Origin of the sequence: Rhodoferax sp. GW822-FHT02A01 (genome assembly GCF_038784515.1) — a bacterium.
GTDB lineage: Bacteria > Pseudomonadota > Gammaproteobacteria > Burkholderiales > Burkholderiaceae_C > Allorhodoferax.
The window spans coordinates 39,619-51,243 of record NZ_CP152376.1; the positions used below are offsets into that span (position 1 = coordinate 39,619).

Consider the following 11,625-nt stretch of genomic DNA (forward strand, 5'->3'; position numbering starts at 1 on the left):
AAAGCATCGACCGGTGTGGAACGCATGGCCTCTTGACTACAAAATGCTGAAGCAATCTATTAAAAGGCAATAGCAGTATTGATACCAATAGAAAATTTCTGCGCGGTCATAGCATTCGTGCCGGACACAGACCGGCCGCGCCGTCCCCTGTCGAGGAATCAAGCCGCAACGCGTACGGGTGAGGCAGCCAGTTCGGGTTGCAACAGCAAATGCTCGGCGCCACTAAAGCACAGGAAGCGCCGGTTGGTGGCCCGACCAATGGCGCACAGGCCCAGCTTCTGCGCCACGGCATGCCCCATTTGCGTCATGCCGCTGCGCGACACCACGATGGCAATGCCCATCTGCGCCGCCTTGATGACCATCTCGCTGGTCAGCCGCCCCGTGGTGTACAGCACCTTGCCCGCGCTGTGCTGGTCGTTGAGTGCCATCCAGCCGGCAATGGTGTCGATGGCGTTGTGGCGCCCCACGTCTTCCACAAACAGCAGCATCTCTTCACCACGGAACAGCGCACAGCCATGCACCGAACCCGCGCTCTTGTACACGCTTTGCTGCAGGCGAATCGCATTGACGATGGAATACAGCTCGCTCTGGGTGATGCGGGTGTCGGGCAGCGCCAGCTGGTCTACGCCGTCCATCATGTCTCCGAACACACTACCTTGGCCGCAACCCGTGGTGACCACGCGGCGTGCGGTCTTTTGCGCCAGGTCCACGATGCCGCCGCGCGTTTTGACGGCTGCAGCACCCACTTCCCAATCGACGGTCACCGAGGCGATGTCTTCAACGCCGGCCACCAGACGCTGGTTGAGCAGATAGCCGGTCACCAGCCACTCGGGCCGCGCACCCAGGGTCATGAGGGTGATGAGCTCGCGCTTGTCCACATACACCGTGAGCGCGCGCTCACTGGGTATGGAGAGCAGGTAGCGCTCGCCCAGCTCATTGACCACTTCCACTTCGTGGGTCAGGGCTGCGCTTACCTGCGTGAGTGTGGGCTTGGCGTGCTGCATATCCAACCGTTGTAGTCGCTGGCGGCTCAGGCAGCCAGCTTGGCCGTGCCATAACCCGGCACTGCCTGTGGTTTTCCACCGCGGCGAATGGCCACTGCGCAGTACTTGAATTCCGGAATCTTGCCAAACGGATCCAGTGCTGCATTGGTCATCAGGTTGGCTGCTGCCTCGTAGTAGGCAAACGGGATGAAGACCGCACCACGCGGCGTGCCGTCATCGCGGCGCACATGGATGGCCACCTCGCCACGGCGCGACTGCACCGTCACCACGTCCCCGGCCTCCAGCCCGAGCAGACTCAGGTCTTCACCGCACATCGAGGCCGTGGCCATGGGTTCAATGGCATCGAGCACCACGGCGCGACGGGTCATGCTGCCGGTGTGCCAGTGCTCCAGCTGGCGCCCGGTGATCAGCACAAACGGAAACTCCGCATCGGGCCGCTCATTGGCCGGAATGATGTCGGCTGGCACCAGGTTCACACGGCCATCGGTGGTGGCGAACCGGTCGATGAACACCGTGGGCGCGCCCGGGTCTTCGGCACTCAGGCAGGGATAGGTGACGCTGGACTCGCGCTGCAGCCGCTCCCAGGTGATGCCGGAGATGGCCGTGGACATGGCCTGGCGCATTTCTTCGTAGACAGCGGCCACACCGTCCATATCCCCCTGGTAATTCCAGTTCAAGCCCATACGCTTGGCGATCTGCTGGATGATCCACAGGTCGGGCATGGCCTGACCCGGTGGGTCGATGGCCTTCTTGCCCAGCTGCACCATGCGGTCGGTGTTGCTGACGGTGCCGTTCTTTTCTGGCCAGGCGGTGGCGGGCAACACGACATCGGCCAGCCAGGCGGTCTCCGTCATGAAGATGTCCTGCACCACCATGTGCTCAAGTGAAGCCAGCGCGTGGCGGGCGTGGTTCAGGTCAGGGTCGCTCATGGCTGGGTTCTCGCCCATGATGTACATGCCGCGCACCTTGTGCGGGTCGCTGTCATCGGCCAAGGCCTTGTGCATGATCTCCACCACGGTATAGCCGGGTCGGTCATCGAGCTTGGTGTCCCAGAACTTCTCGAACCAGCTGTGCACCGCCTTGTTGTCCACGCGCTGGTAGTTGGGGAACATCATGGGGATCAGTCCCGCATCAGACGCACCCTGCACATTGTTCTGGCCGCGCAGTGGGTGCAGGCCGGAGCCGGGCTTGCCGATCTGGCCGGTGACTGTGACCAGGGCAATCAGGCAGCGGGCGTTGTCGGTGCCGTGTACGTGCTGGCTCACGCCCATGCCCCACAGAATCATGGCACTCTTGGCCTTGGCAAAGGCCCGCGCCACCTCACGCAGCGTCTGGGCCGGAATACCGCAGATGGGCTCCATGGCCTCGGGGCTGTAGCCTTTGACGTTCTCGCGCAGCGCCTCAAAGTTGTTGGCACGCTTGGCAATGAAGTCCTGGTCGGCCAGGCCTTCCTCGATCACCACGTGGATCAGTGCATTGAGCATGGCCACATCGGTGTCGGGCTTGAACTGCAGCGTGCGCCAGGCATGCTTGCCGATGTCGGTAATGCGCGGGTCGGCCAGCACGATCTTGGCGCCCTGCTTGGATGCGTTCTTCATCCAGGTGGCAGCCACCGGGTGGTTGGCCGTGGGGTTGGAGCCGATCACGAAGATCAGCTCCGAATGCTGCACGTCGTTGACCTGGTTGCTCACCGCACCGGAGCCCACACCTTCGAGCAAGGCGGCCACGCTGGAGGCGTGGCACAGGCGGGTGCAGTGGTCCACATTGTTGCTGCCAAAGCCGGTGCGCACCAGCTTCTGGAACAGGTAAGCCTCTTCATTGCTGCCCTTGGCCGAGCCAAAGCCCGCCAGCGCCTTCTTGCCATGGGTGTCGCGCAGCCGCTTAAGAGTCCCTGCGGAATACGCCAGGGCTTCTTCCCAGGTGGCTTCACGGAACACGTCCGACCAGTCCGCCGTGTTGCGGTTGAGGTTGTCCAGCAGCGCCGGGTCCTTGGGCACGCCTTCTTTGCGGATCAGCGGCACGGTCAGGCGCTGCGGGTTGGCGGCGTAGTCAAAACCAAAGCGGCCCTTGACGCACAGACGATTGTGGTTGGCCGGGCCATCGCGACCGTCGACGCTGACGATGACGTTGTCCTTGACGTTGTAAGTCAGCAGGCAACCCACGCCACAGAAGGGGCAGACCGAGTCCACCTTTTTGTCCACCACCTGCGAGCCGATGTGGGTCTTTGGCATGAGCGCACCGGTGGGGCAGGCCTGCACGCATTCACCACAGGCCACGCAGGTGCTGTCGCCCATGGGGTCGTTCAGGTCGAACACGATCTCGCTGTGCGAGCCGCGCAGCGCGTAGCCGATGACGTCGTTGACCTGTTCTTCGCGGCAGGCGCGCACGCAGCGGTTGCACTGGATACAGGCGTCCAGGTTCACCGCCATGGCGGGGTGGGATACGTCGGCCTTGGGTTGTTCTCTTCGGAGAGACTTCAAGGCCGGGCGCACGGTCACATCCAGCCGGTCGGCCCAGTAGCTCAGCTCACCGTGTTGGCCGGGGTGATTGGCGCTCGCTTCTGGCACAGCGGCGTCGGCCGGTAAGCCGGGTGCCTCATGCGCGAGCGCAAAATCGGCTCCCGACTTACCGGCCGCCACCGCCGTGCCAGAAGAGGCAGAAGTAGCACCTGCGTCATTCCACTTGTACCCGGTATCGGGCATATCGGAGAGCAGCATCTCCAGAACCATCTTCTGGCTCTTCTCGACCCGCGGCGTCTTCAGTAGCACCTCCATGCCCGCTGTGGCATTGCGGCAGCAACTGGGCGCCAGGGTGCGCTCGCCTTTGATCTCCACCACGCAGGCACGGCAATTGCCGTCTGCGCGCAGGCCGTCCTTGTAGCAAAGATGCGGAATGTCCACACCGTGGCGCTTGGCAGCCTTGAGGATGCTTTCGCCCTCAAACGCGTGGATGGTCTGCTGGTCGAGCTTGAACTCCACGGTGGCGGGAAGCACTTCGTTCATTTTGGTGGGCGCGTTCATGCTGCTACTCCTGCACCGTTCACTTCATGAGGGAAATATTTGATAACGCAGCGCACCGGGTTGGGCGCGGCCTGGCCCAACCCGCAGATGGAGGCGTCGGTCATCACGATGTTGAGGTCTTCCAGCGTGTCCACATCCCACACGGGCGCTTCCAGGAGCTTGGCCGCCTTGGACGTGCCTACGCGGCAGGGCGTGCACTGGCCGCAGCTCTCGTGGGAGAAGAAGCGCATCATGTTAAGTGCGGCATCGCGCGCCCTGTCGTGCTGGCTGAGCACGATGACGGCGGCGGAGCCGATGAAGCCGCCATGCGGCTGGATGGTGTCAAAGTCCAGCGGCACATCGGCCAGACTGGCCGGGAAGATGCCGCCTGAGGCGCCGCCGGGCAGGTAGGCGTACAGCGTGTGACCGTCCTGCATGCCGTCGCAGTATTCGTCGATCAGTTCACGCAGGGTGATGCCGGCCGGCGCCAGCTTGACACCGGGGTGGCGCACGCGACCGCTGACGCTGAAAGAGCGCAGGCCTTTGCGGCCATTGCGGCCATAGCTGCTGAACCAGGAGGCGCCCTTCTCCACGATGTCGCGCACCCAGTACAAGGTCTCGAAATTGTGCTCCAGCGTGGGGCGGCCAAACAGGCCGACCTGGGCGATATAGGGCGGGCGCATGCGTGGCTCGCCGCGTTTGCCTTCGATGCTCTCAATCATGGCCGACTCTTCGCCACAGATGTAGGCACCTGCACCGCGGCGCAGCTCGATGTGGGGCAAGAGACACGGCGGATTGGCCTGCAACTTGGCCAGCTCGGTTTCCAGGATGGCGCGGCAGCCGTGGTATTCGTCACGCAGGTAGATGTAGCAGCGCTCTATGCCCACGATTTGCGCGGCAATCAGCAGGCCTTCCAGAAAGCGGTGTGGGTCACGCTCCAAGTAGGTGCGGTCCTTGAAGGTGCCGGGCTCCCCCTCGTCGATGTTGACCGCCATGAGCTTGGGTGCGGGCTGGTCGCGCACGATGCGCCATTTGCGCCCAGCCGGGAAGCCGGCGCCACCCAGGCCGCGCAGCCCCGAATCCTCCATGGCCTTGATGACGCTCTCGGCATCCTGTTCGCCGTTGACCAGGGCCGCTGCCAAGGCATAGCCGCCAGCGTGGCGGTATGCCGCATAGCCTGCGTAGCCGGGTGCCACTTCAATGGCATGGGGGCGCGGGGAAATGCTGCACTCCGCGTTGGAGGACGCCATGAACACGGCATCGGCCAGGGCCTCCGGGTGGTGGGCGTGTGCCTTGTCCACCAGATCCACCACTGCCTCCACCGTAGCCACAGGCACAGGGTGCTGGTGCACCACAGCCACTGGGGCTTGTTCGCAGCGTCCCACACAGGGAGCGGCAACCACGCGCACGTCGCCGCCCAGCAAGGCAGGCAGGCGCTGCAGCAGATCCTGGGCACCTGCCATCTCGCAGCTCAGGCCGTCGCATACGCGCACCGTCAGGCCCGGTGCCTGCGCGTCGCCCTTGACCACTTCGAAGTGGTGGTAGAAGGTGGCCACTTCAAACACCTCGGCCATGGGGATGTTCATCTCCCGTGCCAATGCCACCAGGTGCCGGTCATGCAGGCAGCGGTAGGCGTCGTTGAGCTTGTGCAGGTGCTCGATGAGCAGATCGCGCGGGTGCGGTGCATCCCCAATCAGGGCGCGCACCTCACCCAGTGACACATCGTCCGCCTGACGACCCTTGAGCTTGGCTTTGCGGCGTATGCGCTCGCGCATGTCCTCTACCGTGCCCAAGGACACGGGCTTCACTTCAGAAGACGGGGCAACTACAGATTGCATGTTCACTTGCGATTCACTCATTCAAAAAACCATGGACTTTCAGGCAAAGAACTTGGCAACGCTCAGCATGGTGCGGTAGATGCCCCAGCACAGGGGAAGGCCTACTGCAACCCAGGCAAACACCACAACCGCCGGGCTGACGGCATCGGCACCACCACCTTGGGCGCGGTGCAGCTCATTGGAGACCGCCTTGTCATGCGCCAGGCGCTTTTCCTCAGCCAATTCTGCTTCGGTCATGAACCATTTATTGTCCAGCGGGCGAACCAACAGATTGCAAATGAGACCCACAGCCAGCATGCCGACAAGGATATACATGGTCTGGTTGTAGACCTGCTCGCGTGGAATGCCCAGGCCCAGCTGGTATTCACGCATGTAGTTCACCACCACCGGACCCAGCACACCGGCCGTAGCCCAAGCGGTGAGGAGACGGCCGTGAATGGCACCCACCATCTGCGTGCCGAAAATGTCGGCCAAGTAGGCAGGCACGGTGGCAAAGCCGCCGCCATACATGCTCAGGATCACACAGAAGGCCGAGACGAACAGCAAGATGCTGCCAGCCGCAGCGCTGCCGGGCACACTGAAGTACATGGCGCCACCCAGCACGAAGAACACCACGTAGGTCATTCTGCGGCCCAATTTGTCGGACAGGCTGGCCCAGAAGAAACGACCACCGATGTTGAACAGGCTCAGCAACGCGGTAAAGCCGGCCGCCACCGTGGCGATGGACGCCAATTGCGCCTTGTCCAGCTCCCCGAACTTCTTGGCCACACCGATCAGCGAACCACCAAAGACTTCCTGCAACATGGGCGACGCCATGCCGATCACGCCAATGCCGGCGCTCACGTTCATGCACAGCACCATCCAGATCAGCCAGAACTGGGGAATGCCCCAGACCTTATTCACGTGCACATGGTGCTTGGTGATCATCACGTTGCTCACCTGGGCCTGGGGTGCCACCCAGCCTTTAGGTGTCCAGCCGGTCTCGGGTACGCGGTAGCCAAAGGCACCGGCCATCATGAATACAAAGTAGATCAGCGCCATGACCACAAAGGTCTGCATCACGCCTACGTCGGTAGGAGAGGCGAAATACTTCATCAGGTCGGCCGCCAGAGGGGAACCGATCATGGCGCCGCCGCCAAAGCCCATGATGGCCATGCCAGTGGCCATGCCGCGCCGGTCAGGGAACCACTTGATCAGCGTGGACACCGGAGAGATGTAGCCCAGGCCCAGCCCGATGCCACCGATCACTCCGGAGCCCAAGATCATCATCCAGAACTGGTGCAGGTACACGCCCAGGGCAGAAATCAGCATGCCGCCGCACCAGCACAGCGCCGACACCACACCGGCCTTGCGCGGACCGGCCCGCTCCAGCCAGCCGCCCCAGGTGGCCGCACTGGTGCCCAGCAGCACAAAGAACAGGGTGTACATCCAACCCAGGGTGGAAATCTGCCAGTCGCAGGTGGTGGTGAACAGCTGGCCGATGAAGCCAACGTCTGGGCCGCACTTGATAGCCTCCTTGATACCGAGCGCCTTGCTCAAAGGCAGCCAGAACACCGAGAAGCCGTAGGCCATGCCGATACACAGGTGAATGGCCAGGGCGGCCGGAGGAACCAGCCAGCGGTTGAAACCGGGGCCGGCAATGATGCGCTCTTTATCCAGCAGTCCAGGGGAAGCAGTGGTCATGTTGTCTCCATACGTATTTGTCTTTTGATTTCCAACGCCAATGCGACATTGAAACCACGTCTTTGCGACGTGGGCGGAGTATGCAATTGGGCCGCGATAGGCGTCCAATTGATTCGCCACATGGTTTGATACAAGTTTTGAATGCGGCAGCGCCGCAAATCAAGCAATCATGAGACCGCTGTGCGCCGCCGCGTGACGCAGCCAGGCGCCGTCTTGCGCCAGTACTAGGCCCGCTTCCAGGGCCCGCGATGGGCGCGCCTGAGCGTGGGTAATGAAGCCGATGCGGGTTTTGACGTCAGGTTCCACCAGGGGAAGGGCCTCGAGCTCGCCGTAGCCGCGCACCGTGTCCACCAGCGACCCCGGCAGCACACTGCAGACACTGCCTTCCACCACGCTGAGCATCATGGTCATGATGGAGTTGGTCTCTATGGCCGGACTGGCGCGTACGCCGGCGGTGGTGAACGCTGCGTCCACAATTGCGCGGTTGTGCATGGCCGGGGTGAGCAGGCACAGAGGCAGGTTGGCTGACTCTTTCCATGTTATGGGTTTGCCGATCTGCAGACCCTTGGCATTTGGCTTGTCGGCGCGCCGCAGCAGAAAGTAGTGCTCCACATACTGCGGCCATACACGCAGCTTGCCGCCCTGCACCTTCATGCGGTCGCTGTAGCCCAGGGCCATGTCGATGGTCAAGTCTTCCAGGCCCTGCTCCAGCTCATTGGAGCTCAGCGACAGCACCACTGGCTGAATGCCGTTGTGGCGCGTGTGCAGCATGGCGGCAAAACGCGCGGCAATCGGGATGGCTGTGGGCACGGCGCCAATGTGCACCGCGCCGCGGGGCAGCATGGTTTCGCTCTGCAATTCCTGCTGCAAGTTGGCATGCTCGTGCAGCATGAGCTGGGCCGACGCCAGCACCCGCTCGCCCTGGGGCGTCAACCCGGCAAAGTTGCGGTCGCGCTTGACGATGACCACATTGAACTCACGCTCCAGCGCCCGTATGGCATTGGACAGCGCGGGCTGGGTGATGTGGCACGCCTGCGCTGCCCGGCCAAAATGCTTGTGTTCTTGCAGCGCAACCAGATAGCGCAGGGAGGAAAGAAGGTTCATGGGTGGGCAGCAGGCTTCATGGCGGACCCATGATAAGTGAGGCGGTCGACCTTGCGCGCAAATGTCTTCTGCTTAACGTGCGGATGTGGTAACTTAGCTTCCAAATAAATCGCACGTCCAAACCAAGCCACATCGCTCGCCTCCATGTCATCCGCTGAAAATGCCTTGAAAGACGAGCTGCTGCAGGCCCAGTTGACGGTGCGGGAGCTCAAGACAGCGGTAGCCATCCTGCGCAGCAAGCTGGAGCAAGCCAGTTTCGAGCGCGAGCAGGCGGTCCAGAACGAACGCGTCACCCAGACCAACGAAGCCAACCAACTCCAGAAAACCATTGCGGCGCTGCGCCAGGCACTGGAAAACATGATGGCGGACAACTACAAGGTGGAGCAGTCCTCCAGTTCGCGCTACCAGAGCGAAATCGAACAGCTCAAGGGCACCATCATTGGCTTGCGCATTTCCATCGAAAGCCTGAATCAGCAGAACCTGAACATGGAACGCAAGATCAATCAGCAGTATGCAGACGAACGGGCGCAACTGATGCGAACCATTCGCGAATTGCGCTCCAAACTGGAAACGGTTGCGCCCCATGCCTGATAGGTCTGCAGCCCCGGCGCTTACCACCGAAGCAGACTGGGAGGCTGCGCGCGAGCGCTTGCAGCGCTGTGAAATGCTGCTGGATGTGAGCTTTCGCCTGAGCAAGTGCAAGACCCTGGACGAAATCATCGACACCCTGGTGAGCGTGTTCTCCAACGAATTGCGCTGTGAGCGCGGCTCCCTGTTCCTGAATGACCCCAATTCCAGCGAGCTGTATTCGCGCATCCTGCTGCACGGTGCCTTTCGCGAGATCCGCATCCTGAATTCCCTGGGCATTGCCGGTCATGTGTTCACGGAAGGGCAGCCCCTCATCGTTGACGACGCCTATGCCGACATGCGCTTCAACCGCTCGGTGGACGAGCAGACCGGCTTTGGAACGCGCAGCATTTTGTGCCTACCGATCCGCACCTTTACCGGCGAAATCATGGGCGTGGCCGAGGCGCTGAACAAGATAGGCGGAAACTTCACCGAGCAGGACCTTCAGCTGCTCGAGGAAATCGTACGCCAGGGCACCATGGCGCTGCAGGGTGCGCAGCTGATTGAAAGCATGCAGGCCAAGCGCCGCCAGGAGATGCAGTTCATCGACGTGGTGTCGGAGATGACCGAGGACATCAAGCTCGGCTCCCTGCTGCAGCGGGTGATGGGAGAAGCCACGCGGCTGCTCAATGCCGAGCGCTCCACCCTTTTTCTCAACGACGAAAAAACCGGCGAACTGTGGTCGGAAGTGGGCCAAGGTCTGGAGAGCGTGCAGATCCGCCTGCCCAACAACGTGGGCATTGCCGGTGCGGTGTTCAGCTCGGGCAAGTCCATCAACATCCCTTATGCCTACGCCGACTTGCGCTTCAACCCCGAGTTCGACCGCAAGACCGGGTTTTTCACCCGTTCCATCCTGTGTGTGCCCATCGTTAACAAGCGCGGCATGACCATTGGTGTCACCCAGGTGCTCAATCGGCGCGGCGGTGCCTTTACCGACGAGGACGAGTCGCGCCTGCGCGCCTTTACCGCGCAGATCTCGATCGCGCTGGAAAACGCCAAGCTGTTCGCCGATGTGCAGGCGATGAAGAACTACAACGAGTCCATGCTGGAGTCCATGTCCAGCGGTGTCATCACCTTTGACGCCGACGACCGCATCGTCACCTGCAACGCAGCCGGGCTGCGCATTCTGCGGGTGCAGGCCGAGCAGATACTGCACAAGCACGCACCCGATTTCTTTGGTGCCGACAACGCCTGGTTTGTGGAACGGCTGCGCCTGCTGGTGGGTGAAAAGAGCGTGGTGGCGTTGATGGATGCCGAGTTCAAGCTGGGCGAGGATCAGGTGTCTGTCAACCTGACCTTGCAGCCTCTGCTCTCAGCTGAAGGGCAGCGCATAGGCGCCATGGCCCTCTTGGACAACATCTCCAACGAGAAGCGCCTCAAGTCCACCATGGCACGCTATATGGACCCCGGCATTGCCGACCAGATGCTGGCCCATGGAGCCGAGGCCCTGGGCGGCAAGAGCGTGATGGCGACCGTGCTGTTCTCAGACATCCGCGGCTTCACCACCCTGACCGAGGCGCTGGGCGCGCAGGAGACCGTGTCACTGCTCAACGAATACTTTTCGCTGATGGTGGCCTGCATCAAGAACGAAGACGGCATGCTCGACAAGTTCATCGGCGACGCCATCATGTCGGCCTTTGGCATTCCGATGGAGCACAACGACGACCCGGACCGTGCCGTGCGTGCCGCCATCCAGATGATGCGCGAGCTAGCCGAATGGAACCGCACCCGTGCCGCGCAAGGCAAGTTGACGGTGGACATCGGCATCGGCATCAACACCGACAACGTGGTGTCCGGCAACATCGGGTCGCAAAAGCGCATGGACTACACCATCATCGGCGACGGTGTGAACCTGGCCGCGCGGTTGGAGTCGGCATGCAAGATGTACGGCACGCATATCCTGATCAGCGAGTACACCTACAAGCAACTACGCGGAACCTACTATTGCCGCGAGGTGGACTTGGTCATCGTCAAGGGCAAGACGCAGCCCGTGGCGGTGTACGAAGTGATGGACTACCACACGCCGCAGACCTACCCCAACCTGGCCGATGCACTGCACGTGTACCGGGTGGCTCTGGGCAAGTACCGCTCCGCACGCTGGGCCTCGGCCATTGAAGAGTTCGAGCGCCTGCTCGACCTGAACCCGTTGGACAACCTCGCGCCGCTCTATCTGGAGCGCTGCCGGTTCTTTGCCGTTAACCCGCCTGGTGCAGAATGGTCCGGCGTGTGGGAAATGCAGGAGAAGTGATGTAGCGCAGCATTTCTTGCGCCGGGGCGCCCGGACATTACGGCAGAATGCCGCTGTGAAGCGGTTCAGCAAGGACAGGCGAAGGAGGCAACAGTTGCCGCCTGCGCAGAGGATTCAACAAT

At 62.0% G+C, this 11,625-nt stretch carries 7 protein-coding genes; 2 read left to right on the forward strand and 5 right to left on the reverse strand.

Annotated features, from left to right (window positions below; translation table 11 throughout):
• Positions 1 to 158 precede the first annotated feature (158 nt).
• The 5 genes from AAGF34_RS00210 to AAGF34_RS00230 form a co-directional block, all read right to left on the reverse strand.
• The gene (locus tag AAGF34_RS00210) at positions 159 to 1,004 is read right to left on the reverse strand and encodes a formate dehydrogenase accessory sulfurtransferase FdhD (protein ID WP_342618628.1); all 846 of its coding nucleotides are present in this window, start codon (positions 1,002 to 1,004) and stop codon (positions 159 to 161) included.
• A 26-nt stretch (positions 1,005 to 1,030) separates the two neighbouring features.
• Complete coding sequence (gene fdhF / locus AAGF34_RS00215) at positions 1,031 to 4,024, reverse strand: formate dehydrogenase subunit alpha (RefSeq protein ID WP_342618629.1); 2,994 nt, start codon at positions 4,022 to 4,024, stop codon at positions 1,031 to 1,033.
• A complete protein-coding gene (locus AAGF34_RS00220) occupies positions 4,021 to 5,841 on the reverse strand; it encodes an NADH-ubiquinone oxidoreductase-F iron-sulfur binding region domain-containing protein (protein WP_342618630.1) in 1,821 nt (606 codons plus the stop codon). Before AAGF34_RS00220 ends, fdhF begins: the two co-directional genes overlap by 4 nt.
• A gap of 39 nt (positions 5,842 to 5,880) precedes the next feature.
• Complete coding sequence (locus tag AAGF34_RS00225; protein WP_342618631.1) at positions 5,881 to 7,524, reverse strand: OFA family MFS transporter; 1,644 nt, start codon at positions 7,522 to 7,524, stop codon at positions 5,881 to 5,883.
• A 159-nt stretch (positions 7,525 to 7,683) separates the two neighbouring features.
• On the reverse strand, positions 7,684 to 8,628 hold the full coding sequence (locus AAGF34_RS00230) for a LysR family transcriptional regulator (protein WP_342618632.1): 945 nt from the start codon (positions 8,626 to 8,628) through the stop codon (positions 7,684 to 7,686).
• A 144-nt stretch (positions 8,629 to 8,772) separates the two neighbouring features.
• On the opposite strand from AAGF34_RS00230, the gene AAGF34_RS00235 reads away from it, so the two are divergent.
• Both AAGF34_RS00235 and AAGF34_RS00240 read left to right on the forward strand, forming a co-directional pair.
• Positions 8,773 to 9,219, forward strand: a complete 447-nt coding sequence (locus AAGF34_RS00235; RefSeq protein ID WP_342618633.1) for a hypothetical protein — start codon at positions 8,773 to 8,775, stop codon at positions 9,217 to 9,219.
• The gene (locus AAGF34_RS00240) at positions 9,212 to 11,503 is read left to right on the forward strand and encodes a GAF domain-containing protein (RefSeq protein ID WP_342618634.1); all 2,292 of its coding nucleotides are present in this window, start codon (positions 9,212 to 9,214) and stop codon (positions 11,501 to 11,503) included. The genes AAGF34_RS00235 and AAGF34_RS00240 overlap by 8 nt, the downstream gene beginning before the upstream one ends.
• Positions 11,504 to 11,625 lie beyond the last annotated feature (122 nt).

What these genes read in the sequence shown, in the direction of transcription:
- AAGF34_RS00235 (WP_342618633.1), top strand. Translation starts at nt 8,773, where the DNA reads ATGTCATCCGCTGAAAATGCCTTGAAAGACGAGCTGCTGCAGGCCCAG.
- AAGF34_RS00240 (WP_342618634.1), top strand. Translation starts at nt 9,212, where the DNA reads ATGCCTGATAGGTCTGCAGCCCCGGCGCTTACCACCGAAGCAGACTGG.
- AAGF34_RS00220 (WP_342618630.1), bottom strand. Translation starts at nt 5,841, where the DNA reads ATGCAATCTGTAGTTGCCCCGTCTTCTGAAGTGAAGCCCGTGTCCTTG.
- AAGF34_RS00230 (WP_342618632.1), bottom strand. Translation starts at nt 8,628, where the DNA reads ATGAACCTTCTTTCCTCCCTGCGCTATCTGGTTGCGCTGCAAGAACAC.
- AAGF34_RS00225 (WP_342618631.1), bottom strand. Translation starts at nt 7,524, where the DNA reads ATGACCACTGCTTCCCCTGGACTGCTGGATAAAGAGCGCATCATTGCC.
- fdhF (WP_342618629.1), bottom strand. Translation starts at nt 4,024, where the DNA reads ATGAACGCGCCCACCAAAATGAACGAAGTGCTTCCCGCCACCGTGGAG.
- AAGF34_RS00210 (WP_342618628.1), bottom strand. Translation starts at nt 1,004, where the DNA reads ATGCAGCACGCCAAGCCCACACTCACGCAGGTAAGCGCAGCCCTGACC.